General features: G+C 41.3%; 26 protein-coding genes and 1 pseudogene. 17 read left to right on the forward strand and 10 right to left on the reverse strand.

The window, feature by feature from the left end:
- Nucleotides 1-2: 2 nt before the first annotated feature.
- From C3F22_RS08985 to glnA, 3 genes are all read right to left on the reverse strand, one after another.
- On the reverse strand, nucleotides 3-461 hold the full coding sequence (locus C3F22_RS08985) for a chorismate--pyruvate lyase family protein (RefSeq protein ID WP_171284750.1): 459 nt from the start codon (nucleotides 459-461) through the stop codon (nucleotides 3-5).
- Between the two features lie 55 nt (nucleotides 462-516).
- Nucleotides 517-792, reverse strand: coding sequence for a hypothetical protein (locus tag C3F22_RS08990; RefSeq protein ID WP_005234859.1), 276 nt, complete (start codon nucleotides 790-792; stop codon nucleotides 517-519).
- Nucleotides 793-878: 86 nt separating this feature from the next.
- Nucleotides 879-2,294: a type I glutamate--ammonia ligase gene (glnA, locus tag C3F22_RS08995; RefSeq protein ID WP_171064793.1), complete on the reverse strand. Its 1,416-nt coding sequence runs from the start codon at nucleotides 2,292-2,294 to the stop codon at nucleotides 879-881.
- A 621-nt stretch (nucleotides 2,295-2,915) separates the two neighbouring features.
- Between glnA and C3F22_RS09000 the strand changes: the two genes are divergently transcribed.
- The 4 genes from C3F22_RS09000 (at nucleotide 2,916) to trpC (ending at nucleotide 6,652) form a co-directional block, all read left to right on the forward strand.
- Nucleotides 2,916-3,878 (forward strand): IS30 family transposase, encoded by a 963-nt coding sequence (locus C3F22_RS09000; RefSeq protein WP_104425752.1) that lies wholly within the window; start codon nucleotides 2,916-2,918, stop codon nucleotides 3,876-3,878.
- 298 nt (nucleotides 3,879-4,176) lie between these two features.
- The gene (locus C3F22_RS09005; RefSeq protein WP_104426354.1) at nucleotides 4,177-4,761 is read left to right on the forward strand and encodes an anthranilate synthase component II; all 585 of its coding nucleotides are present in this window, start codon (nucleotides 4,177-4,179) and stop codon (nucleotides 4,759-4,761) included.
- Nucleotides 4,762-4,778: 17 nt separating this feature from the next.
- Complete coding sequence (trpD, locus tag C3F22_RS09010) at nucleotides 4,779-5,825, forward strand: anthranilate phosphoribosyltransferase (RefSeq protein WP_104427004.1); 1,047 nt, start codon at nucleotides 4,779-4,781, stop codon at nucleotides 5,823-5,825.
- A 20-nt stretch (nucleotides 5,826-5,845) separates the two neighbouring features.
- Nucleotides 5,846-6,652 carry an indole-3-glycerol phosphate synthase TrpC gene (gene trpC, locus C3F22_RS09015; protein ID WP_104426355.1) on the forward strand — a complete coding sequence of 269 codons (807 nt, stop codon included), beginning with the start codon at nucleotides 5,846-5,848 and terminating at the stop codon, nucleotides 6,650-6,652.
- A gap of 74 nt (nucleotides 6,653-6,726) precedes the next feature.
- Here the strand turns inward: trpC and C3F22_RS09020 are convergent, their stop codons facing one another.
- Nucleotides 6,727-7,161, reverse strand: coding sequence for a GFA family protein (locus C3F22_RS09020; RefSeq protein ID WP_005234852.1), 435 nt, complete (start codon nucleotides 7,159-7,161; stop codon nucleotides 6,727-6,729).
- A 251-nt stretch (nucleotides 7,162-7,412) separates the two neighbouring features.
- Between C3F22_RS09020 and C3F22_RS09025 the strand changes: the two genes are divergently transcribed.
- The 4 genes from C3F22_RS09025 (at nucleotide 7,413) to C3F22_RS09040 (ending at nucleotide 9,985) form a co-directional block, all read left to right on the forward strand.
- Nucleotides 7,413-8,096 (forward strand): Smr/MutS family protein, encoded by a 684-nt coding sequence (locus tag C3F22_RS09025; RefSeq protein ID WP_104426356.1) that lies wholly within the window; start codon nucleotides 7,413-7,415, stop codon nucleotides 8,094-8,096.
- 94 nt (nucleotides 8,097-8,190) lie between these two features.
- On the forward strand, nucleotides 8,191-8,739 hold the full coding sequence (folE, locus tag C3F22_RS09030) for a GTP cyclohydrolase I FolE (protein ID WP_171064799.1): 549 nt from the start codon (nucleotides 8,191-8,193) through the stop codon (nucleotides 8,737-8,739).
- Nucleotides 8,740-8,803: 64 nt separating this feature from the next.
- Complete coding sequence (locus C3F22_RS09035; protein ID WP_104427005.1) at nucleotides 8,804-9,163, forward strand: cupin domain-containing protein; 360 nt, start codon at nucleotides 8,804-8,806, stop codon at nucleotides 9,161-9,163.
- Nucleotides 9,164-9,430: 267 nt separating this feature from the next.
- Nucleotides 9,431-9,985 (forward strand): DUF4385 domain-containing protein, encoded by a 555-nt coding sequence (locus C3F22_RS09040; RefSeq protein WP_005234845.1) that lies wholly within the window; start codon nucleotides 9,431-9,433, stop codon nucleotides 9,983-9,985.
- Here C3F22_RS09040 and C3F22_RS09045 read toward each other — a convergent pair.
- The 5 genes from C3F22_RS09045 to hemE all read right to left on the reverse strand — a co-directional run bounded on the left by C3F22_RS09045 (nucleotide 9,982) and on the right by hemE (nucleotide 16,042).
- Nucleotides 9,982-11,379: a diguanylate cyclase gene (locus C3F22_RS09045; protein WP_104426357.1), complete on the reverse strand. Its 1,398-nt coding sequence runs from the start codon at nucleotides 11,377-11,379 to the stop codon at nucleotides 9,982-9,984. The genes C3F22_RS09040 and C3F22_RS09045 overlap by 4 nt on opposite strands.
- Before the next feature lie 204 nt (nucleotides 11,380-11,583).
- Nucleotides 11,584-13,470, reverse strand: a complete 1,887-nt coding sequence (locus C3F22_RS09050; RefSeq protein WP_104426358.1) for a DUF4105 domain-containing protein — start codon at nucleotides 13,468-13,470, stop codon at nucleotides 11,584-11,586.
- A 73-nt stretch (nucleotides 13,471-13,543) separates the two neighbouring features.
- Nucleotides 13,544-14,014 (reverse strand): DUF3015 family protein, encoded by a 471-nt coding sequence (locus C3F22_RS09055; RefSeq protein ID WP_004782788.1) that lies wholly within the window; start codon nucleotides 14,012-14,014, stop codon nucleotides 13,544-13,546.
- 143 nt (nucleotides 14,015-14,157) lie between these two features.
- A complete protein-coding gene (locus C3F22_RS09060) occupies nucleotides 14,158-14,961 on the reverse strand; it encodes a DUF817 family protein (protein WP_104426359.1) in 804 nt (267 codons plus the stop codon).
- 10 nt (nucleotides 14,962-14,971) lie between these two features.
- Entirely contained in the window at nucleotides 14,972-16,042 is a 1,071-nt protein-coding gene (gene hemE / locus C3F22_RS09065; RefSeq protein ID WP_104426360.1) for a uroporphyrinogen decarboxylase, read from the reverse strand.
- A gap of 206 nt (nucleotides 16,043-16,248) precedes the next feature.
- Here hemE and C3F22_RS09070 point away from each other — a divergent pair, with 206 nt between their 5' ends.
- From C3F22_RS09070 to C3F22_RS18555, 9 genes and pseudogenes are all read left to right on the forward strand, one after another.
- Nucleotides 16,249-17,466 (forward strand): L,D-transpeptidase family protein, encoded by a 1,218-nt coding sequence (locus C3F22_RS09070; RefSeq protein ID WP_104426361.1) that lies wholly within the window; start codon nucleotides 16,249-16,251, stop codon nucleotides 17,464-17,466.
- 164 nt (nucleotides 17,467-17,630) lie between these two features.
- Nucleotides 17,631-18,329 carry a pirin family protein gene (locus tag C3F22_RS09075; protein WP_104426362.1) on the forward strand — a complete coding sequence of 233 codons (699 nt, stop codon included), beginning with the start codon at nucleotides 17,631-17,633 and terminating at the stop codon, nucleotides 18,327-18,329.
- Nucleotides 18,330-18,634: 305 nt separating this feature from the next.
- Nucleotides 18,635-19,614 (forward strand): annotated as a pseudogene (locus tag C3F22_RS09080) (methyltransferase).
- 236 nt (nucleotides 19,615-19,850) lie between these two features.
- A complete protein-coding gene (locus C3F22_RS18270; protein WP_158651675.1) occupies nucleotides 19,851-20,141 on the forward strand; it encodes a hypothetical protein in 291 nt (96 codons plus the stop codon).
- Nucleotides 20,142-20,246: 105 nt separating this feature from the next.
- Nucleotides 20,247-20,456, forward strand: coding sequence for a hypothetical protein (locus C3F22_RS09090; RefSeq protein ID WP_104426364.1), 210 nt, complete (start codon nucleotides 20,247-20,249; stop codon nucleotides 20,454-20,456).
- Complete coding sequence (locus tag C3F22_RS09095; protein WP_158651676.1) at nucleotides 20,428-20,691, forward strand: hypothetical protein; 264 nt, start codon at nucleotides 20,428-20,430, stop codon at nucleotides 20,689-20,691. The genes C3F22_RS09090 and C3F22_RS09095 overlap by 29 nt, the downstream gene beginning before the upstream one ends.
- A 99-nt stretch (nucleotides 20,692-20,790) precedes the next feature.
- Nucleotides 20,791-21,639: an ImpA family metalloprotease gene (locus C3F22_RS18545; protein ID WP_265735201.1), complete on the forward strand. Its 849-nt coding sequence runs from the start codon at nucleotides 20,791-20,793 to the stop codon at nucleotides 21,637-21,639.
- A 15-nt stretch (nucleotides 21,640-21,654) separates the two neighbouring features.
- Nucleotides 21,655-22,212: a hypothetical protein gene (locus C3F22_RS18550; RefSeq protein ID WP_228203530.1), complete on the forward strand. Its 558-nt coding sequence runs from the start codon at nucleotides 21,655-21,657 to the stop codon at nucleotides 22,210-22,212.
- On the forward strand, nucleotides 22,143-22,622 hold the full coding sequence (locus tag C3F22_RS18555) for a hypothetical protein (RefSeq protein WP_228203531.1): 480 nt from the start codon (nucleotides 22,143-22,145) through the stop codon (nucleotides 22,620-22,622). The genes C3F22_RS18550 and C3F22_RS18555 overlap by 70 nt, the downstream gene beginning before the upstream one ends.
- A gap of 109 nt (nucleotides 22,623-22,731) precedes the next feature.
- On the opposite strand, the gene C3F22_RS09105 is transcribed toward C3F22_RS18555, so the two are convergent.
- Nucleotides 22,732-23,217 carry a CinA family protein gene (locus tag C3F22_RS09105; protein WP_104426366.1) on the reverse strand — a complete coding sequence of 162 codons (486 nt, stop codon included), beginning with the start codon at nucleotides 23,215-23,217 and terminating at the stop codon, nucleotides 22,732-22,734.
- Between the last annotated feature and the right edge of the window lie 351 nt (nucleotides 23,218-23,568).

Consider the following 23,568-nt stretch of genomic DNA (forward strand, 5'->3'; position numbering starts at 1 on the left):
AGTTAAGCCTGTTGATTTTGTATAAAGTGTTCAAATGCCGGTAAAAATGTTTCTTGTACGATAAATTTACAACCATGCCAAGTATAGCAGCTCTGGCGGGTCCAGCCCTCTTCCAGATAAATCACACGCCGTTCACACTGTGGATTGGTACGCTGGAATAATAGGCAGCCAATCGGCTTCGATCCAATATGCTGGAATATCCGCGCACGTTTTTGCAGGCTTAAAATTGGAAATATACTTTTGGCTTTGACCCAAGGCTGTTCTTCACAGCCATATAAATAGCTTTCCCGTACCCAAGACGTATGATGATGTGGCATCTGCATCCAACGGGCATCCACAAATTCCAGACGCTGAAAATGTTCCTGCTGTGGTTCTACCCGGAACTGACCACCAGCCAGATCTGTTAACTGCTGCGTCAATGATCCTGAGGCATACAGCCACTCTCGAAGTGCTGTAGGCATCTGCTGTCTATTCGGATTTTTAAATTTTACACTCACAATGTTATCAACTTCACGATTAGGCATTATCTGTCTTGGCAATCACTTCATATTTTCCACTTGGCAGCTTTTTCAAAATCATGCCATCTGTGGTGAGATAAAAACTTTGGGGGTAGTCATAGTCCAGAGCCAGCTCAGGATGACGTAATGCCACAAACTCAACCTGTTTATAACCTTCAGGTGTACGCGCAACATCTACATAGGTCACTTCAGAAAAATTCAGTTTAAAGCCTTTACTATGATCCTGAGGATCAATCCAAGGAAAAAAGCCGGTATGTCTTTTACGTTGTGCCATAACTTCATATCTTTGATCAATAACAGCATCATACAAAAAAACCCGCACAAAGGCGGGTCTTTTTTACAGTGAAATTCAGATCAGAATTACAGGCTGTAGTACATGTCGAATTCAACTGGGTGAGTAGTCGTATTCAGACGACGTACATCTTCAGTCTTAAGTTCGATATAGGCATCAAGCATTTCTTTAGTGAACACGCCACCTTTAAGCAGGTAGTCATGATCTTCTTTAAGAGATTCAAGTGCCATTTCAAGGCTGTGCGCCACTGTAGGGATTTTCGCTTCTTCTTCAGGAGGAAGATCGTACAGGTTCTTGTCAGCAGCTTCACCTGGGTGAATCTTGTTTTGGATACCGTCGATACCCGCCATCAACAATGCAGCGAAACCTAGATACGGGTTCATCATTGGATCAGGAAAACGTGCTTCAATACGTTTGCCTTTAGGGCTAGAAACGTAAGGAATACGGATAGAAGCTGAACGGTTACGCGCTGAGTAAGCAAGCATAATCGGTGCTTCGAAGTGAGGTACCAAACGTTTGTATGAGTTTGTAGATGGGTTAGTGATCGCATTCAATGAACGAGCATGTTTGATCACACCACCGATGAAGTACAATGCCATTTCTGAAAGGCCTGCATATTCATCACCAGCAAACAAGTTCTTGCCATCTTTAGAGATCGACATGTGCACGTGCATACCAGAACCGTTATCGCCTACCATTGGTTTAGGCATAAAGGTTGCAGTTTTAGCGTATTGGTGCGCAACGTTCCAAACAGCATATTTGAACTGTTGTACTTCGTCAGCTTTACGAACCATTGTGTTGAAGCTCACACCAATTTCTAACTGGCAAGACGCAACTTCGTGGTGATGTACTTCTACACGACCTGGGCCCATGATTTCTTCAATTTTTGCACACATGTCTGCACGCATATCTTGATGAGAATCAACAGGAGGAACTGGGAAATAACCACCTTTAACACGTGGACGATGACCTGAGTTACCTGCTTCGTAATCTTTACCAGTAGACCAAGCAGCTTCTTCAGCGATCAATGTGTGGCGAGCACCAGACATGTCGATGTCCCATTTCACTTCGTCAAATACGAAGAATTCTGGTTCTGGACCGAAGAATGCAGTATCACCGATACCTGTAGATTTCAGGTATTCTTCTGCACGGCGAGCAATCGAACGTGGGTCACGTTCATAACCTTGACCAGTTGATGGTTCGATAACGTCACAAGTCACAACAACAGTTGGCTCTGCAAAGAACGGGTCGATGAAACCTGTTTCTGCATCTGGACGTAAGATCATGTCCGATGCTTCGATGCCTTTCCAACCTGCGATTGAAGAACCGTCAAACATTTTGCCGTCTTCAAACGTATCTTCATCAATACTGTCTGCTGGATAAGTAACGTGCTGTTCTTTACCCTTGGTATCAGTAAAGCGAAAATCGACCCATTTTGCGCCACTTTCTTGTATGAGTTGAAGGACCTTGTTCGCCATGCTCATTTTGCTCCGATGTTTTTTGTTGCACTCGCAAAGTGCGTGTTAGAAGTTGGTATCTATTAAGCAATTAGCGTACCAACTTTTAAAAGTATATCTAAAATCTTGAAATCTTTATAAGAAAACATAGAAAGATAAAAATACCTTGTCGCTATTATACTGTGACTTAAACTAAATGCACTATATTCAAGCATTCTTCCTGAGATTTGTTGCAGGTATTTTTTTAGCGCACCTAAATAGTGCAATGATTTCATATTAGGTAAGAATAGGAGCACTTTTCAGTGAGGATTTGCGTTTTTATGCTAATTTAGTTTAAAAAATATTCAATTCCGTTTAATTCTGGTTAAGTTTTATCAGTTACAAAGCGTGATCTGTAGGTTTATGTACTTAAAAAGATCACTATTTTGAGTCACTTTTATTCAAATTGTCGATCTTATCGTTTGATTTATCCCATGCATTATTATTCAAATGATGTTTTTTTTCAGCATCATTATTTTAATCATTTAAAACTTATTTATTTTTAATCGCAGATTCAAATACCAAGTGCGACATATTTGTAGTTAGTTGAAAAAGTTAGGTGTATTAAAATCATTAGACTTTTTTCAACTCGCAATTGGAAAGCACCCAATGAAGAAATACACCCAACTTTCTCAAGATGAAAGATACGAAATTTATGCTGCTTTGAAAAGCAAATCTTCAATCTCTACCCTTGCCAGGGAGCTTGGACGTTCTCGATCAACCCTTTATCGTGAGATCAAAAGAAATACTGGAAAACGTGGATATCGAGCTCAACAGGCAGAGAAATTTTCAAGTCAAAGACGATATCGATCCTCTTCACAAATGACGGATTTTGCTCTCGTTTATATTCGTTATCTGATTGGCTTAGATTGGTCTCCTGAGCAAATTTCAGGTGCTTTAACACAACGAGGTTGGCTTGATGTGCCTTCACATGAATGGATTTATCAGTACGTCTATCTAGATAAATCTAAAGGCGGTAAGCTCCACATTCATTTAAGACATCAAAAGAAATATCGTAAACGAGGCTATAAAAATACAGACCGTAGAGGCCAACTCGTTGATAGAACAAGTATTCACTGTCGCGATGAGGTCATCGAGAAACGTCAACGCCTAGGTGATTTTGAAGGTGATACCGTGATAGGCAAGAATCACAAGGGGGCATTATTAACTCTGGTTGAGCGCAAAAGCTTGTATGTACATATCGTTCATTTGGGACAAACTAGAACCACAACTAAAACGATCTCGTGTGCTTTAGCATGTTTGCGCAGCAGTCATGCCTACAGTGTAACCTTTGATAATGGTAAGGAGTTCTCCGAGCACCGGCGGATAACGGAAGCAGGAATAGAGACGTACTTTGCAGATCCATACAAGTCGATTCAACGAGCCAGAAATGAAAATACCAATGGTCTGATCAGGCAATATCTGCCAAAATCATCTTCGTTTGATGAAGTGTCAAATGAACAAATAGAGCAGATAGAATTTGCTCTCAATCATCGCCCTAGAAAAACACTAGGCTGGTATACGCCTAGTGAAGTTATGGCTGGTTTTTATACTGTTGCACTTGCTGCTTGAATCCGCCAATTAAAAAAATAATAACTGCAATATTTATTTAAACTTACTTTTCGTCAGTTAATTACTTATACGCACATTTAAAATGCCTAAAAGGCTGTGAGCTAATCACCAGCCTGAAAATTGAAAAATTATTGCGCCCGATGTGGCTATTTTTTGCTATGATGAGGCGTGCTTTATTTTCACACAATGAAATCAACGATTTAGTCGTGTATTCCCTAGACTTGCAACAAGTCCCGATAAAGCTCAATCTGGATCACTTTAGCACAGTTAAGTGCAATAATTTCAATAGGTTAAGCTCATGCTTCTAATGATCGACAACTATGACTCCTTTACTTATAACATCGTCCAGTATTTTGGCGAACTGAATCAAGAAGTAAAAGTAGTCCGCAATGATGCCGTGACATTGGAGGATATTGAGCGATGGCAACCCAAGTATCTTGTGATTGGTCCTGGTCCATGTTCGCCAAGTGAAGCTGGAATTTCGATTCCTGCCATTCAGCATTTTGGCGGCAAGATTCCCCTGCTCGGTGTTTGTCTGGGGCATCAAAGTATTGGTCAGGCTTTTGGCGGCGATATTATTCGTGCCAAACGCGTCATGCATGGTCGCTTATCTGACATGTATCACAGCGATAAAGGTATTTTCAGCAACCTGTCGAATCCTTTTTCTGCAACGCGTTACCACTCGCTGGTGATTGATCAGGCCACTTTACCAGAATGTCTGGAAGTGACCTGCTGGACCAATGAAGAAGATGGCTCTATGGAAGAAATCATGGGGATTAAACATAAGACACTACCGATTGAAGGTGTGCAGTTCCATCCGGAATCAATCCTGAGCCAGCATGGTCATCAGATCTTTAAAAACTTTCTTGAAATTTACGCATAATGGGCAAAACGCAAGTCATGAATATTCAACAAGCTTTAAGCAATATTACTAAAAACATTCACCTGACTCAGGAACAAATGGAAGACGTGATGCGCACCATTATGTCTGGCGAAGCAACCGATGCCCAGATCGGTGCTCTGCTCATGGGTCTACGCCTGAAAGGTGAAAGTATTGACGAGATTACCGCTGCAGCACGTGTCATGCGTGAACTCGCAACCAAAATCGATGTCAATGATGTCCCTCATCTGGTGGATATCGTCGGTACAGGCGGTGATGGACAAAACCTGTTTAACGTATCTACCGCTTCTGCTTTTGTAATTGCAGCAGCTGGTGCAACCATTGCCAAACATGGTAACCGTGGTGTTTCCACCAAATCAGGTTCTTCAGATTTACTGGAACAGGCAGGCATTAATCTTGATTTGAATATGCAGCAAACCGAACGCTGTATCCGTGATATCGGTGTTGGCTTCCTGTTCGCGCCTAACCATCACAAAGCCATGAAATATGCGATTGGTCCACGTAAAGAACTGGGTATTCGTAGTATTTTCAACCTGCTCGGCCCACTTACGAATCCGGCCGGTGTAAAACGTTTGGTCATCGGCGTATTTTCCAATGAACTTTGCCGTCCAATCGCTGAAGTCATGAAACAGCTCGGTGCTGAACATGTGATGGTCGTACATTCACGTGATGGCTTAGATGAAATCAGTCTGGCTTCTTCTACCCATGTGGCTGAGCTGAAAAACGGTGAAATCACTGAATGGGAAATCATTCCTGAACAGGTTGATATTGAATCACAAACCTTAACCGGTTTAATTATTGAAAGCTCAGCAGAAAGTCTGGCTTTGATTAAAGATGCCTTAGGCAAGAAGAAATCTGAGATCGGTCATAAAGCTGCCAATATGATTGCCCTAAATGCCGGTGCTGGTATTTATGTATCAGGCCTGACTTCAAGCTATAAGCAAGGTGTGGCATTGGCACAGGATATTATTTATGGTGGCCAGGCGCTGGAAAAAATGAGCGTGCTCTCTGAATTCACCAAAACCATCAAACAATACGAAGCTTAATACGGTCAGGAATTTGAATCATGGTTGATATTGCAAATACAATTTTGGGTAAAATTGTTGATCGTAAGAAAGAAGAGTTCGCTCTCCGTCTTAAGCAGAAAAGCTATAAGGATATCGAAGAACTGGCACAAGGTGCGACACCAGTCCGTGGCTTTGCCCAATCTTTAATGTCTAAATGCCCAGGTGTAATCGCTGAAATTAAAAAGGCTTCTCCGTCCAAAGGCGTGATTCGTGAAAACTTCAATCCTGCAGAAATTGCGGCGCAATATCAGGATGCCGGCGCTGCCTGTTTATCTGTACTGACTGATGTGGATTTTTTTCAGGGTGCTGATGAATATATTCAGATTGCCCGTTCGCACTGTGACTTGCCTGCGTTGCGTAAAGACTTCCTGATCGATCCTTATGGCGTGATTGAAGCGCGTGCCCTGCATGCAGACTGTATTTTGCTGATCGTGGCCTGTCTTTCTGATCAGCAGTTAGAGGAAATGTCTAAAACTGCGTTCGAGCATAATCTGGATGTACTGGTTGAAGTACATGATGAAGAAGAATTAGGGCGTGCTTTAAAACTTTCTGATCGTTGTCTGCTGGGTGTGAATAACCGTAATTTAAAAACTTTTGATGTCGACCTGAATACATCATTACGTCTGAAAAAACTACTGGATCCTTCACGCCTGCTGGTCACTGAAAGCGGTATTGCGATCCCTGCTGATGTTGCGATGATGCAAGAACATGATATTCATGCTTTCCTGGTCGGTGAAAGTTTCATGAAACAGCCACGCCCGGATCATGCTTTCCGTGATTTATTCGGTGAGCCTGAATCAGTTTAAAATATTAAGTATAAAAAAAGCCCCGGCTCAGCATGGGGCTTTTTTTTCTATTAACTAATTTAATTCATTTAATACTAAGTTAAATGATCAAAATAAGAGATTAATTTTTCAAATTCTGGCAGTTCAGAATAGTACTCATCCGCCTTGATTTCATTTGCCCAATCTACTTTAGAGTTCAGACAAAAATTCAGTCTGTGCTGAATTTTGGGTACTTGATCCAGAAGCCCTAAAGGAATCCAGATCAATGCAATAGTACCTACCTGATTCGGTACAGGCGAGCCACAGTGTTGACAAAAATGAGAACGAAATCCGGTCTCTTTTTGATAACAGGAAATGGAAGCGTGTCCTGAGGTCCATTCAAAATATTGCTGATGAACTAAAGTTGCTGCATTCGCGGCCGTACCACTCTGTTTACGACATAAACTGCAGTGACAATGATACATGGTCTGAATATTCGTATTTATTTTGAACTGGACATTGCCACACAAACAACTGCCTGAATAACTCATTTTTAATTTTCCAGGTTTGATTGATTTATATTTAAAGAGAGATGTTCCATCGAGGCAACTGTTAAAATAATAAAAGGAGAATATTCATGAATTATTTTCTATTTAAGGTTCATCAAACTATACAATATTAGAAAACCACCCAGAAATTAAAGCTGGGTTTAGGATATGTTGTATTTAATGCAATTCATTTCTCCTTTCAGTCATTTAAGACTATAATTTACCAAATTCAGTATCCCTCCCGTTTCCAGATTATGAGCAAACACGATTCTTCGCTTTCTAAAGATCAGTACAATTTACTGAAAGATCTTAAAAAGCAAATTAGTCATCCTCAGCCTAAGGCTGAACCTGTTGCCCCTGTCGTGAAAACAGCGGAGCAGGAACAGGCGGAAGACCTCGATCTATTTCGCAAACAGATGCAAGGCGTACAAAAAATTGATGCCGGCAATATTGCGAAAATTGAAAAATCTTCCAAGAAAAAAGTCGATGCACAAATCTTGGCCAAGCGTGCTGCTGCCGAAGGTCCCATGCATACCGATGAAACCGTGCTGTCTGATACACAAGCCGTGCTCAATCCGGTTGGCAGTCAGGCGAGCTTAAGCTACCGCATTGCGACCTTGCAGCATAAGGTTTTTGAAGACCTGAAAGCGGGAAATCTGCGTTGGTTCGAAGCTGTCGACCTGCATGGTTGTACGGTCGAAGAAGCACGTCAGGCTGTGCTTCAGATTATCCAGATCGCTAAAGATGAAAACCAGAACGTGATCAAGATCGTACATGGCAAAGGGCCAGAAGCAATCTTAAAAACTTATGTCAACGGCTGGCTACGTCAGCACCGTGATGTTCTGGCCTTTGTCAGTGCTCCTGAAAAACAGGGTGGCACTGGTGCAGTTTTAGTTTTGCTAAAACGTGCAGAAAAAAATCCAAAGTTTAAACAGTAAGCGGATTTACCCCACAAAACAAGGCATTGTAAAAGATTTCTGCTACAATGCCGTCTTTGTTCATTCTCAGTTTAAGTGAATACGTCATATGACTATGCAGCAATCTTACGCAAACATTCTTACTGCCGTTGGTGAAGATCTCAATCGCCCTGGTCTCAAAGATACGCCCGTGCGTGCTGCGAAAGCGTTTTCGTATTTAACCTCAGGGTATAGCCAGACTCTGGAAGAAGTGACCAATAGTGCGGTTTTTCCATCAGATAACCGTGAAATGGTTTTAGTGAAAAATATCGAATTTTATTCACTCTGCGAACACCATTTATTGCCATTTTATGGCCGTGTACATATTGCCTATTTACCTGAAGGCAAAGTATTGGGGCTATCTAAATTTGCACGTATTACTGAAATGTTTGCCCGTCGTTTGCAGATTCAAGAAAATCTGACCCAGCAAATCGCAGAAGCGGTTGCTGAAGTCACCAATGCACGTGGTGTGGCTGTAATGATTGATTCAGCACATATGTGTATGATGATGCGTGGTGTTGGCAAACAGGAATCAACGACGCGTACGGTGTCATTTATCGGTGACTTTAAAACCGATAAAGAAGTCCGCCGTGAGTTTTTAGGCGCTGTACCAGAAAGTTATTAATATAGATTCATAAATGAAAGCCTCAATTGATATTGGGGCTTTTTTACACGATGAGGTTATGAAAATGTCATCTATTTGGATTGCGGGTCGAGGTTTAGGTCAGGCTGAAGAAAGTATCGATTATCCACGTCCAGACCGGCTGGTTAAAGGTAATCCTAAACGCTTGACCCAGAGTGCCTATCAACATCCCAATATGGATTGCGGGATCTGGCAATGTGAAGTGGGTGCCTGGAATATCGTATTCGCTGAAAATAAACAGGAATTCTTTCAGATAATCGAAGGGATCGTCCGTTTACATGATGCTCAAGGACAATCCTTTGTTGAAATCAAGGCAGGTGAAGCTGGCATTATTCCACCCGGTTTTGTTGGCACTTTTGAAGTGGTTAAAGCCGTTAAAAAATATTATGTCGTGGTAGAAAGTTAAAACATAAGTACGAGTTTAATATCTTCATCAGTTAAGGAATTTTGCGATCAATTCCTTAACTTTTCTACGTATTCACTCAATTTCTTAAAATTTAATTCCTACATTCTTTTCAAAAATTTATCTTATTAACTTAGTTTCCTTCCTTTAAAAAATAAACAGATTGATGCTGCATAATTAATTTCCTGACTACATTTCCTGCCATGTTTAAATACAGACCTTTTGTTTAGAAGTCTGCATGATCCAAGTATATAAATTCTGGAAACAGCCATGAGTAAAAAGCAGCTTGATCCGCCTAAACGCCCTTCACGTGTTCATTCAAATAGTTTTGACTATAGTCTGGATTTTAAGAAAATTGATTTCCGTAAACGTCCGGACTTATACCGGATTGGACGCGGTGAGCAAGGCGTGCTTTTAGTAGAACCTTATAAGTCGGAAATCCTGCCCCACTGGCGTTTTGCAGATGCTGAAAAAGCCCAAGTCAGTAGTAAAAAAATTTATGCTCTATTTCTGGAATATTTAAAACAGGAAGATTTCGTCGGGGCTGATATGGCACGCAAGTTTTTACAAATGGGTTATACCCGCGCCCGGCGTTATGCCAATCATAAAGGCGGCAAAAAATACGATGGCCCGGTTCCAGATGATAAAAAGGGCTTAAGTGGTGCACATGGGCGTGAGGAATTGCCGCGCAGTTCTGAAGATCCGGTTAAAGCTGCTGCAGCCAAAATATTTAAACAAAAATGGGATGAAGCCAAAATCCATCCCGAATATGTGCGGCAAAAACAGCAATTTCAGGCTGCGATTCAGCAGCAAATTTTAAATTAGACAGACGCTTTTTGTGCGCCCTGAATTTGAGAAGGTTGCGCCAGATAGACCCGGTTACGCCCCGTATTTTTAGCCATATACAATGCAGCATCTGCGGCATCCAGAAATCTTTGGTAATCCGGATGACCATCAAATAACGCACAGCCAATACTGACTGTGAGTCTGAATTGCTGTCCTTGAACCGTATTGATCAAGCCATGCTCTACATATTTACGGATATTTTCAGCAATGTTCAGCGCGCGTCTTTCATCGGAATCGACCAGCAGCAGCAGGAATTCCTCACCACCGACACGGAATGCATAGTCACTACCCTGAATGTATTTCTGTAGGGCATCCGCAATAAACTTTAAGGCCAGATCGCCAGCTGCATGACCATATTTATCATTAATGGCTTTGAAGAAATCGGCATCAATCGCTAGCAAGGATAATGGTGTCTGGTTATCACGAGAGAAATTGATTTCACGTGAAATAATGGTATTTAAATAACGGCGATTCAATAACTGGGTTAACGAGTCATTTCCAGATTCGATATAATCTGCAACCTGGAATAATTGATCGACCAGGTGCTGTATTTCACGGTTTAAATCACGAATACTTTGAATCAGATTCAGCATCTGATCTTTTTCAGTACATTTCAGCACTGCCTGATTTAGCGTATCGATCTGATAAATTCGCTCGATAATTAAATCGACCTGATCAGAACCGGTAAAGGCATAAGACGCTTTATGAATAAACCATAAGCCAAATTCTGACTTGGACAGCATTTGATGTCTAATGCCTGTAGTGCCAGAAAAGACCTTGAACATCAGCTCATTTTCCCAATCCAGCAATGAACTGCGCTGCTTATCTTTTTGTACCGCGACATCCTGCATTGCAGAAAATACCCGGTAACTGTGCTTCATTTCCTGATTCTGGACTGATTTTGCCTCATAGGAACGACACATAATTTCTGTGGCAAATCCCATGATTTGTACAATATAGCTACAGGTAGTAAGCATGTTCGGCTGCGGATTTAAACTCAGCAATTCAAACATTTTGCGCTGAATTTCTCGTACACCGCGCATAATCAGCCAGGATGGAATCCCAACGCGTGCATGCACATGTCCAACGATATTCTGTTTTTGCACGGCTTCTGCATAACGCTTATTCAGCGCCACACTGAAACTTTCTGAAAGCCATTGATGTAAAGTATCGCGTAAACGCTGCTGAATCAGCTCATCAGTAAAATATTGAGAGGCTTCTTCTTCCAGAAGCATATTTTTATAGAATTCTTCTACCAGTACCGACGAGTGGTCTTGAATAAACTGAAATGCGTGTAGCAAATCATCCGATGAATAATTTTGACAGATCTGCTTCCACTGCTCCGCCAGCATAGCCATACACTCATTATTCATATAACTTTTCCCGATACTTTGCGATTTTCAGTGATATTATGTGAAAAATACAACAATATTCAGGCATTTTAACCCAATTACTGAATACAATCTTTGATAATATCGGTAGAAGTCTCCGAACATGAATTTATTTTAAACATTCAAATACAAGTCATTTGATCTATAAACTTTATTTACTCAATATTCGATGTTGTGTTAGCCAAATTAAAAATAATGGACTAAGCCCAGACTCCATTTTTCCCAGTCTTTCGAGTCCTGTTGCTGATATTCCCAGCTCACCCGAATGGCATTTTGTGCATTCCATGCATATTGCAACTGGCTTTTTAATTTCAGCTGCCACTGATGGGAGTCTTCCCAATACGGTAATTCCACCTGTACTAGGCTATTGATCTGATCCGTCCAGATATTCTGACAACCCACCGTTGGCCCCATACCAATACGCCATCCTTTGTCTAGCGCTTTTCCGGCCTGTACATGATTTTGTAGCTGCACATAGCAGAGATGTTCAAGTGCTTCATTTGCCCAGCTATAGCCACCCCGAACCTGAAAATTGGCTACACCATGCTGCTGCTCGGTACTAAACTGGCCATGCTGATCTAGTGTTTCCTGTTTCCAGCCTAAATTAAAGCCCCAAGATAACGGTGCTTTAAATGCATTAATTGGGTTATAGGAATTTACTGTCAGTAGATCCAGGTGCTCCAGCTTCACGCGGTCATCACGGTATTGCAATGAACCATCCAGGAATAATAATTGGGTTCCTGTACGCAGCCCGCCTTGCGGGTCCATAAGGTCATGATAAGCCTGACGATGACCAAGCTGCACAAAAGTCTCACCCTGTACTTGCCCAGTTTCAAGAACGATATTTCGGGCATGATGGCTTTGAACCGGATCTATTTTTGGACGCTCTGGCTGCTGACGCTGTTTGTCTATCGCCAACTGACTTCTTAGGCCCAATAATTTGCGAAAGCGTGGCTGGGCAAAAGATTCATCTACTTCTTGACGAAGAAAATCCAGATATAAATGGTCGTAGGCCATTTCCAGAATCTTGGCCTGATCTTCAGCCGGATAACTTTGCAGCCTGGCTTCCATTTCAGAGGTTTCTGCATACGCTACCTGATGCGCAGTTTTTGCCAAGGATTTGCCATGTTGCCGGGCTTGAGCCAGCAATTGAGTTTCCAGGGCCGGACGGTAAGTCTTCTTCCTGATCAGTCCCTGCTGTTCCACAACTTTTAAAGTTTCGACCGGAATCGCGGCGGTATCGAATTGCTGCTGCAAGTTCAGTTCAGGACGCACCAGATCAAAAAGCCCTAGTAGACGATAGGCACAGTTATCATTAATGAAATAATAAGGGAAACTTACCTGCTGCATTTCCCAGAGATGCTTCACCAAAAATCCGGTTTCTTCAGGCGTCAGATTAAGTTCATATTCCCATAAATCACGGCTTTCAAAGTCACCATATTCCTTGACTTTGCGGTAATACGGCATCAAGGAATATTCACCCGGATATTGGCCGGTCAGCCCTTTCCAGGCAAAGGACCAGTTATCATTGCTGTCGACTGTGGCAGCATAATTGACTGCATAAGAAACCAGATTCAGTTGCTGTTGGTCTTTGGGATCCAGACGCAGCAAAGTATGACCAAACATGGAGCTGGGATTACCCATATAATCGGTGGCATAAATCAGGGTCGCCTGATAAGGCTTGACTTCATTCATCCAGCGATCAAAATCCGGGCAACTCGCTTCAGGCAGTTGCTGTTCAGAAATATTCAGCTGTTGCATTAACCATTGACTACGTGCCGGGAATTTACATCGTACAGACTGATTGGGTTCTGCAGGCTCAAACAATGCCTGTATATTTTGCTCCAATTCAAGTTGCAGGTCTGTCTTGCCCTGCTTTGCCAGAAAATAGCCTGCATAACTGACTTCACTTTTTCCTTCAGCATTGGCATACATCAAACGCTGCCAGGTCGAAGTCTGGTGCAATTTTTTTTGTGTGGCTTGTTCTAGATAAGCTTGAATATCTGGAGAAATTTCGGATGCAAAACTTAGCGGACTCCACAGCAAGGCTGAGAGCAAAACAGCATATTTCATTCAGTCTACGGTTCTTTTCAATTTTTATTTATAAGAAAACCCTGCCAGGACAGCAGGGTTTTTACAGCGATACTTAGATATAAGCTTTTAATACTTCATCTTTAGCCATGACTGTTTGTAGAGTACTTAACACTTGTAAAGTATTCTGGTTTTCTTCTGAATAGATTTCAGAAAAATTCTGCTTAGATACAGTGAAGAAACGTGCTTTGTCTTCTGCCTTGATATTTAGCAGTTCAGCCAGTACATTCAGGCTTTCACCTTCACCTACGGCCATATCACGTGCCAATGCCTCAGCATTTTCATTGGTAAAAGTCACAACTTGAGCCGTTACTGTACCGCCCTGGCTACATCCTAAAGTACCGAAAGTAATACCTAGCCACTGGTTAGTGAACAGCACGTTTGTTGTACCTGCAAGCAGCTTAGGAATAATGCCTGACTGGCCTGCCCATACCTGGCTACCAATACCACAACCTACATCTCTATCCGCCATCGCCATACCAGAACCCGTTGCCAATACCACAGCGAGCATAATCTTTTTTAACATACTTATTCTCCGGTTATTCTCATGCATCTTTTGTTATTACGCTAATGATGTAATCTTCATTACACATTCAGGAGAGTAGCGGGAAGTCTAATTTGGCGCAATGAAAAAAATGTCCAATTTACATAAACATAAACAGAATAGTTTTACCGGTTTTTTAGGCTCCAGTTACCTTGAGAATTACGCTGTCCTAGAATCTTTAATACCAGCACCAGACTGAGCAATAAAAGTAAATACCAGGAACCGAGCTTGCCCCAACCGACCATATGCCATTTTTCTACCTGGCTTGGATATAGCCAGATCTGATAAAAGGTACTGATATTCTCAGCCACCCAGATAATAAAGGCCAAAATCAACAGGACAGGTAACATCGGCAGCTGAAAAGCGTGCTGATTCAACTGAAATCGGATTTTGGTTTTCCAGAACATCACTACACTCCAGACAAATAACAGCAAGCGATAGTCCGGAATGAAGAATTTGCTCATGAAGTTGATGTAGGACAAGACTGCCAAAGCCAGCATATGGCTAAAGCGCGGCAATTTTTCAAATGAGACTTGGTATAAGCGTAAGGAACGTGCGAAAAAACTGCCGACAGCCGAATACATAAAACCGGCAAATAAAGGCACAGTCAGTATTTTAAAAATTGCAGGTTGCGGATATTGCCAGGATGCAATCGCCGGATGGGTCAGGAAAATTTCCATGACCATCGCCATGATATGGAACAAGGCAATTACTTTGGCTTCAGCCCAGGATTCTAGTTTGGTATAGAGCAATATCACCTGAATCAGTAAAGCGAAAAATAATAAATAGTCATAGCGGTAGAAACCGTAAAACAGTTCACTACCCATAGATGCGGTTTGTGCAAAAGCAAGAAGGAGCAGAATCCCAAATAAGGCAGCCGAAGCTGCCTTATAGGTAAATTCAAACCCTGATTTAAAAAAGTCGATCAACGTTTACATCCTAAAGATATTTAGCGCTGTACTCATGTACGGTATCAATAAATACTTTAGGATTGGCTGGATCCACCCACTGGGTAATGCCATGACCTAAGTTGGCTACATAGCCAGTTTTTTCACCGTTGGCATAGGCATCATGCAGCATCAGCTTGGTTGCTTTAGCAATCGCGTCCGGAGTGCCATATAAAGTCGCTGGATCCAGGTTGCCTTGTAACGCAGCACGACCTGCAACAGTCTGGCGTGCAACATTGAGCGGTGTGGTCCAGTCCAGGCCAAAGGCATCTGCACCGGTCGCAACCATTGGCTCTAGCCATTGACCGCCACCTTTGGTAAACAGAATCACTGGAATCTTGCGACCATCTTTTTCACGTTGCAAACCTGCCACAATTTTTTGCATATAATTAAGTGAGAATTCAATATATTCACGATGAGCAAGTGCCCCGCCCCAGCTATCAAAGATCTGTACCGCCTGAGCACCGGCATCAATCTGGGCATTTAAATATTCGGTTACGGCATCTGCCAAACGCTCTAATAAAGCATGCAGAACTTCTGGCTGTGCGTACATCATGTTTTTAGTGAAACGGAAGTCTTTACTCGAACCCCCTTCAACCATATACGTCGCCAAGGTCCACGGGCTGCCGGAGAAGCCGATCAATGGTACTTGCCCACCCAAAGCCGAACGAATGGTCGATACTGCATTCATTACATAATCAAGGTCAGACTTGGCATTAAATTTGGGTAAATTAGCCACATCCTGTTCAGTCCGCACAGTTTTGTGGAATTTCGGACCTTCACCTGCTTCAAAATAAAGACCCAGACCTAAAGCATCCGGAACAGTCAGAATGTCCGAAAATAAAATGGCCGCATCCAGCTCATAACGGCGTAAAGGCTGCAAAGTCACTTCACAGGCAAAGTCAGTATTTTTGCAAAGAGAAAGGAAATCCCCTGCTTTGGCACGTGTTTCTCGATATTCTGGTAAATAACGGCCTGCCTGACGCATCATCCATACAGGGGTAGTATCTACAGGTTCACGTAACAATGCGCGCAGAAAACGATCATTTTTTAAGGTCGTCATTCACTTTCCTATCTATCTTTGATATTGCCCACATCATAACAAAATGACTGCATTTTGAATAACTTCTCATGACTTTAAAAACCGATCATGTTAAGTGATCAAATGTGAGGAATTACACAAAAGAACTACTGCATCTCCACATTTTTTCTGTAATACTTATAGTGTTTTTTCACATAGTTAACGAAATATTTTTAAGGTTGAGTTACATGTTCGTTCGCACAATGCTCGCTGTGAGTCTAGGTTGCATTTTCGCAGGTACTGTTTTCGCTGCGTCTACTGCTGAACAACCATTAAATCCCCAAGTTGTCACTGATGTTGCGGTACAGGATCCGATTGATCCTTTAGCGACTGAAGCTTCGGCAGCACAAGCAGAAACTCGAATTAGTGCTCAAGAACAACAAGATCTGAAGAAAGCTTCTGAAGCATTAGATGTATTACAAAATACTGAAGACCAGACGGCCGATATCGGTGCTGCTTCAACCAAGACTAAAGCACCGACGAATTCTGCTGCTGCGAAAGCATCTTGGACTTTAGATGGCCTTAATAATGCAAGCTGGTATGAAGATATTGGTAAAGGTCAATTTCCGGTGTATGCACGTGCGCATGTCATGTTGAATAATGCCCATGCTTCTCCAGGTGCGATTGACGGTACTAGCGGTAAAAATACCTTGAAAGCGATCGCATCTTTCCAGCAAATGAATGGTATTAAACCAACAGGTACGTTGACTCAGGAAACTTGGGATGCCCTATTGGCTAAACAGGGTTCTAAGCCTGCTTTTGTGGAATACACCATCACTGAAGAAGACCTAAAAGGTCCTTATGCCGAATCTATTCCTTCTGACTATGCCTTACAGGCAAAAATGAAAGGTTTGTATTACACTCGCGTAACTGAAATGCTGGGTGAAAAATTCCATATGGATGAAGACTTTTTGAAAAAGTTAAATCCAAAAGCTACCTTTAAGAAAGCTGGGGAAAAGCTGATTGTTGCCAATATCCGCAATGAAGTTCCTGAAGATATTCATTTGATTGTGGCGCATAAAGGTGCTAAGCAGCTTTATCTGTTCAATAGCCGCAACCAGATGATTGCTTCTTTCCCGGCAACGATTGGTAGTTCAAGTACTCCATCGCCAACAGGAACTTATAAGGTGACTGGCGTAGCGAAAAACCCATGGTATAGCTACTCGCCATCTAACTTCGTTCAAGGCAATAACAAGAAACCACTTTCTTTACCACCTGGTCCAAACGGTCCTGTAGGTAATATCTGGATCGGTTTAAGCAAAAAATCATTTGGTATTCACGGTACACCGAATCCTTCTGCAATCTCTAAAACTGCGTCACATGGCTGTATCCGTCTGACTAACTGGGATGCGAATGATTTAGGCCGTAAAGTGAAATCAGGTGTAACTGTCCGTTTCCTTGAATAATCTTTATTTAAATACCTAAGCCCGCTTACGAGTGGGCTTTTTTTATACCTACATCCTTTTGTATCGTTGCAAAAATGCAATGATCTGTCGCCTGTTTATGATTTTTTAAGAATTAAAACAACGGTATGATGATCTCAAGTTAAAAATTAAAGTGAGATAAATCCATGAAAGCTTTTCTACATCCAAGTGAAAATCGTGGTCATGTAAAAATGGGCTGGCTAGAGTCTAAACACAGCTTCTCATTTGGCAACTGGTACAATCCGAACTATATGGGCGTGAGTGCATTACGCGTTATTAATGATGATCTGATTGATGCACATCAGGGCTTTGGTACCCATCCGCATGACAATATGGAAATTCTGACCTGTGTATTGAAAGGTACGATTACTCATCAGGACAGTATGGGCAATCATGGCGGTATTGCAGCAGGTGAATGGCAATTGATGAGTGCCGGAACCGGTGTACGTCATAGTGAAATGAACCAGGGTGATGAACAGGTACATCTCCTGCAAATCTGGATTATTCCGAATGAACGTGATGCTCAGCCGAATTATCAGCAAATTCGTCTGGATGCCAAAGAACAACCGAATCAATGGCATTTAATCTGTGGACCGAATGACAATGCACCCATGCACATTCGTCAAAATGCAGAAGTCAAAACAGCCGTGATCCATCAAGGCCAAAGTCTGGACATCAAAGCGACTCAGCATATCAATTATGTACATGTGATTTCTGGCTCAGTACAAATTGCAGAATATACAGTTGAAGCTGGTGGTGCGATTGCCTTTATGGATGATGCAGAAATTAAAGCAATTGAAGATGCTCAAGTGATCTGGTTTGATTTACCAAAAGCTGCTCATTAAAACTTCTATTTATATTCAGTCTATGCCGACTTATCATTTTGATCAGTCGGCATTTTTATAGAAAACATATAAAAATAAAAGTGATTCATTCTTTATAAGGATTTGAACTTCAAAATACCGCTATACAAATTAAACCAATTCACATCAGTTTTTTACCGAACAACAGTAAATTTTGGGCGAAGATTGAGCTGATCCATTTTGATTGAATCAATATAGCGAATGGCTGTTCTGGTCATTATCTTGTATAGATTAAACAGGTGTATGCACCTTTTCATTTATTCTGAATAAACCGAAGAGCACATCTAATGAACCAGATTTTAGAAATTCAAAATAGCCAGCAACAAGCTCTGCGCTTTTTATTAGACTTTTTAAAACAGCAGCAATATCAGTTTACCGCTATTACGCCACTTTCCCATCAACGAATTCTGGATCGCAAAAGAAGCGAGAAAAATAAACAGAAAACTCTACAGGATATCTTTGGCTGGAATCTGGAATTTACAATTACCGATCTTGATCCTGTTCTTTTTTCATTATTGTTAGAACATCAGCTTCTAGAAGTTCAGGATAATGCATATAAAAGTCTGGTCAGAGTCGCATCACTCGAAGACGAATTATTTATTCATTCAGCCTTTCCCACGATCCAACAGGACGCTGTTTTTTTGGTCCTGATACTTACCGTTTTGCCTATCATTTAAAGCAGTATTTATCTTGCCAGGCCAATTCTTTTAAGCGGGCGGCTGAAATATGCTGTGGTACTTCTGCTGCTGCAATTCATATGGCTAAACATTTTCCAGATCATGAGGAAATCTTTGTCGCAGATCTGAATCCGAAAGCCCTTCTCTATAGCCAGATTAATATCGATTTTTCAGGTTTTGATACGATTCATCCTGTGCAGAGTAATTTATTTTCTGGTCTTGAAGGCCAGTTCGATATGATTTTTGCCAATCCTCCTTATTTAATTGATCCAGATCAACGGCAATACCGTCATGGTGGCAATGAACTGAATGGCAATGAATTGTCTTTTAAGATTATTAAACAGGGTTTACAGCGACTCAGTCCAGATGGACGTCTATTTTTATATACTGGCGTCACTATTTGTCAGGATGGCAATCGTTTCTTGCAGCATCTGGAAGCTTTGATGAAGCAGCATCAAAATATTGACTGGTCTTATGAGGAAATTGATCCGGATATTTTTGGTGAAGAATTAGAGCAACCTGCTTATCAACATGTAGAAAGAATTGCGCTGGCCCTACTCAAGTTCGAAGTCAAAACTGATAGAACATGAATTTTCAGCTGGGATTGAGGCAATTTTTAAACTGCGGCCTAATTAAAACAAATAAAAATTAACTCAACCCGCATCACATTTAAAATTATTTTCAATAATTATTTATTATTAAAAAACATATACTTAAACTAAATATTAGTTCTATTTTATCACTACTTACTTCTATAATTCTCATCTGATATTTACGACAACTTTAAAAATAATGTCGTCTTTTTGGTTATACCTTGGGGAAAATTGTGGAAAGAAATTATTTGAGGTTGAGAACAGCCTTACTGACCTTATCGCTATCGAGCAGTCTGATTGCCTGTGGTGGAGGTGGCAGTAGCGGAACATCTTCTCCTGCAGAAACACCAGATTCTGCTGTTAATCCACCATCAACAAATAATCCATCTGATAACGAAGAATCATCCCCCTCACCTGTAGAAACACCTGATGGCAGTACACCACCTTTAAATCCACAAACGCCAACAACCACCCGGATTAATAAGGCATTGAGTACAGGTGATGCCCGACCGTTGATTCAGTAAGATTCCACTATATTGTTAGACTGGGCCTTACAGCTCGCCAAGTAACAACAAACATGGCAAAAGGGTTTAATTACCTCACTTTATACCAGTTCAAATGGCAAAGTTTTGCAACCTCAACTGCAATTTACGCCAACTGCTTCAATTAATCTTTATCCTTATGATTTAAGTGCAGCTTTGCCCATCGCAGTTTCAGATCAAGCCTGCGGCTGGAATTTAAGTCAGCAGGCGAATAAAGGTTGTGGTCTGGGAGTCGCATCACAAATCCGTAAAGGCCGTGCGCTGGCTTTTGACGGGGAAAACACAAACACAGCCTAAACAAGAACTAAAACTTACCGTTAATGGCTTGGCACAAACTAACCTGAGCATGATAGAAAATTATTTTGCCCAGCATTTAGGAGTTAAAGTTACCTTTCTACAATGTAATGTACTGGATCAAACCAATACCTGCTGGAAAGAGGCTGACCTGATGATTTTAGGCAGTAATACAGGACGTTCCATCACAGATCAATGGAATAAAGTGAATAGACTTCTTGCGTTAGTTAAAATTTAAACAGCCTAAAGCTACAATTTATAAGGTTTTAGCCAATTCAAAAATTAGGTAAAACGATACTTTCGCAAGAGGTCTAATGACATCGATAGTACGATCCAAATGCTGGAATATTTCAAGTCACCAAGTGCAGCACGTCTAGGTGATTTAAATGCCAATAATCCGTTGATTCAAACCATCAATAAAGCTTCTACCAATCTACAAAATTTGAATGCACAGGGAATCACTGCATTCAGCACAAAAAATAATAATCAGATTTTAAAAGCTTTGGTGTTATTGGCAGATCTTTGGCGTCCAGACGTGAATTACAGCGGACTGTCGAAAAATGGCGATACTCTGACTTTTATGCGTACTTATGCCAGTGATTCCTGGACGGACTATAAACGCAAAACCACATTGGTGAATCCAAATGGTGCTGGCGATTATATGCCAGCCTCTGCACAAAACATGGCTGTCAGTGCTCACGCTGAAACCATTACTGTGACCATTCCGCAAGGCAGCGGAATTACCGCAATTGGTCGTGCCAGCATTCCGGGCAAACCTGTCAGTATTGAGATTGTTGATGCTCAAGGTACACAGCTTTCAGTCCAGACCAGCTATTTACGTGCTTGGGGCAATCCCTTTGATGATGGCGGCTATAAACGTCCTCGCCGACCAAACAGTTTCACCGTAAAATTAGACGCCACTCAAAGCAATGATTTTATCAGCCCGTTCGGTGGACCATTGATGTTGAATTACAGCAATGCCAAAGCAGGCTCTGTGGTGACCTTAAAAATCAAAGGCGCAGCAAAATATGCACATTATGATTTTACTCAAACGATCACTGAAGCGGATATTAGCGAAGCCACCAGCATCCTGCAAAGTAGAAACTTCGGCTGGAACACTTTTAAATTCGTTGGTGGTAAAATTCAGCAGACCAATGACTATGCCTTAAAAGCCATTTGTGATTGATCAGCACGTACCTATGTGGATCAGATTAAGGGCGTAATCTTTGACAGTAACCACATTGCCAACGGTTATAACAATATGCCGCTGGATAGCAGTACGGCACAGCGTTGTAATAAATTAGGCTGGGATTGTACCGGCATAATTCATCGTGCTCCGAATGTTCAGCATTTTGTGGGCTGGATTGCGGCCTGTGGCTTCCTATGCTCAGGAAATCCATCAGATGGGTCAACTGGCATTGATACCGGTTGGGGCTGGGTGCATGAACTGGGACATAATACTGTTCAGGATGTCTTAACCATGGTATTCCCTTCCACTGAAACCAGAAAACCTATTGGCTGCGGAGTGGAATGTAATAACAACATTCTGGCGGGTTTAAGCATGATGAGTAAATATCATCTATATGCTCAGGACAGTAATGGCAGCAACTTCCGCCACCCAACTTTATATGCCAATATCAAGAGGATACACGAAGTCTTGGTTTATCAGGTGAAGCACAACGTGCCGCAATGGAAAAACGCTTATGGCAAGATGGCTATCATGTATCGATGCAGGCCTTCCATATCCAGATGGCCATGAACTATACCCGTTTACATCAAGGTAAATCGCGACCTGATCTTCAGGGTGTATTTGAGTTCATACGCTTACTGAATACTTCACATCGTTTGTATAATCAGATTGATTTAAGCAAAGCATCTCAAGCAGATAAGAATAAACTGGGATTAGGCGCCTTTAATGCGAAAAGCATGAGCCGCCCTGACCTGATTTATGTGCTCAGTTCAAAAATCATGGGCTATGACCTAAAAGATTTTTATGCACTTTATGGCTTGCCTGTCACTGCAACTGCACATGCTTCAGTCGCCATGCTTAATCTGCCTACCGCACCTTTATATTTCTATGCGCAACCGGATGGCGGTTCAAATCGGTTAGCAACAGGACAATGGCTCACCATTCCAACGCATGGCCCTGTCCCTAATTATCCTTATTAATTGATCGATCAAATATAAAAAAATCCCCGCTTCGGCTGGGATTTTTTTATAGCAGAGCATTTTCATGATCAGTGTATGAGCGACCATCAAGAGCTAAATAAATAGCGATTTACTTATTTCTCTTGTCTCGACTGCCCTCAAGGATTTCAATTAAGCTCAGATTGATATTTCTTGCCAGTTTTTTTAATTTCTCTCTCGGTTTTCCTCTGCAAAGAAAGCGGAAACTATAGAGCTCATCCTTATAAGAAATCACATAAAAAAAAGTTCCTACTGGCTTTTCTTTGGTTTCTGTCCCGCCTCTTTTTAAGAGTCCTGTACAGGCAATATAAATATCAGAATAAAACATTTTCTTGGCTTTTCTGACCATTTCCTGCGTGACTTCCATAGATTCCGGGGTATATTTTTTAATAAATTCAGGTTTGATTTTTAAAATATTCTCTTTGACACCCATGTCATAACACACCAGTCCGCCATATAAAATATCACCCGAATATTTATTTTGGGAAAATCGGTAAGCCAGGTAACCTGCTGATGCACTCTCTAGAAAAGTAATACTTAATTTTTTTTTGGCGAGTAATTTTATACATTTATTCATAGAATAAACTCCTGACTTTATGATCATCTATTGAGTATTAAATATTCAAAAATAAAAGATTAAATACTTAGCGTCTGAATATCCTGATAAAACTAAAACTGAACTGCCCTTGCTCACCACCTTAAACCCGCTGTATATCCTCAGTCATTTATATGACTTAAGTTCATACCAACGAAACTTATAATAACCTTGACGGGTTTTAACTCTGATTGGCTTTCTGATTTGATGTGTATTAGATTTTTTATAGGTTGATAATAGTTTTATACCTAAAAGCATAAGTAGTAGAAGATATAAAATAGGGATCACTGAAATGATGGCTAAGTCGATTTAAATTTGAACTAAAAATATGCT

Source organism: Acinetobacter sp. ACNIH1 (genome assembly GCF_002934695.1).
GTDB lineage: Bacteria > Pseudomonadota > Gammaproteobacteria > Pseudomonadales > Moraxellaceae > Acinetobacter > Acinetobacter variabilis.

Bases quoted from the DNA above. Each gene is read 5' to 3' on its own strand.
- hemE (WP_104426360.1), bottom strand. From the start codon at position 16,042: ATGACGACCTTAAAAAATGATCGTTTTCTGCGCGCATTGTTACGTGAA.
- C3F22_RS09000 (WP_104425752.1), top strand. From the start codon at position 2,916: ATGAAGAAATACACCCAACTTTCTCAAGATGAAAGATACGAAATTTAT.
- trpD (WP_104427004.1), top strand. From the start codon at position 4,779: ATGAATATTCAACAAGCTTTAAGCAATATTACTAAAAACATTCACCTG.
- C3F22_RS09025 (WP_104426356.1), top strand. From the start codon at position 7,413: ATGAGCAAACACGATTCTTCGCTTTCTAAAGATCAGTACAATTTACTG.
- C3F22_RS09050 (WP_104426358.1), bottom strand. From the start codon at position 13,470: ATGAAATATGCTGTTTTGCTCTCAGCCTTGCTGTGGAGTCCGCTAAGT.
- C3F22_RS09075 (WP_104426362.1), top strand. From the start codon at position 17,631: ATGAAAGCTTTTCTACATCCAAGTGAAAATCGTGGTCATGTAAAAATG.
- trpC (WP_104426355.1), top strand. From the start codon at position 5,846: ATGGTTGATATTGCAAATACAATTTTGGGTAAAATTGTTGATCGTAAG.
- folE (WP_171064799.1), top strand. From the start codon at position 8,191: ATGCAGCAATCTTACGCAAACATTCTTACTGCCGTTGGTGAAGATCTC.
- C3F22_RS09070 (WP_104426361.1), top strand. From the start codon at position 16,249: ATGTTCGTTCGCACAATGCTCGCTGTGAGTCTAGGTTGCATTTTCGCA.
- C3F22_RS09035 (WP_104427005.1), top strand. From the start codon at position 8,804: ATGTCATCTATTTGGATTGCGGGTCGAGGTTTAGGTCAGGCTGAAGAA.
- C3F22_RS09055 (WP_004782788.1), bottom strand. From the start codon at position 14,014: ATGTTAAAAAAGATTATGCTCGCTGTGGTATTGGCAACGGGTTCTGGT.
- C3F22_RS09020 (WP_005234852.1), bottom strand. From the start codon at position 7,161: ATGAGTTATTCAGGCAGTTGTTTGTGTGGCAATGTCCAGTTCAAAATA.
- C3F22_RS09040 (WP_005234845.1), top strand. From the start codon at position 9,431: ATGAGTAAAAAGCAGCTTGATCCGCCTAAACGCCCTTCACGTGTTCAT.
- C3F22_RS08990 (WP_005234859.1), bottom strand. From the start codon at position 792: ATGGCACAACGTAAAAGACATACCGGCTTTTTTCCTTGGATTGATCCT.
- C3F22_RS18545 (WP_265735201.1), top strand. From the start codon at position 20,791: ATGCTGGAATATTTCAAGTCACCAAGTGCAGCACGTCTAGGTGATTTA.
- C3F22_RS09105 (WP_104426366.1), bottom strand. From the start codon at position 23,217: ATGAATAAATGTATAAAATTACTCGCCAAAAAAAAATTAAGTATTACT.
- C3F22_RS18555 (WP_228203531.1), top strand. From the start codon at position 22,143: ATGGAAAAACGCTTATGGCAAGATGGCTATCATGTATCGATGCAGGCC.
- C3F22_RS09045 (WP_104426357.1), bottom strand. From the start codon at position 11,379: ATGAATAATGAGTGTATGGCTATGCTGGCGGAGCAGTGGAAGCAGATC.
- glnA (WP_171064793.1), bottom strand. From the start codon at position 2,294: ATGAGCATGGCGAACAAGGTCCTTCAACTCATACAAGAAAGTGGCGCA.
- C3F22_RS08985 (WP_171284750.1), bottom strand. From the start codon at position 461: ATGCCTACAGCACTTCGAGAGTGGCTGTATGCCTCAGGATCATTGACG.
- C3F22_RS09005 (WP_104426354.1), top strand. From the start codon at position 4,177: ATGCTTCTAATGATCGACAACTATGACTCCTTTACTTATAACATCGTC.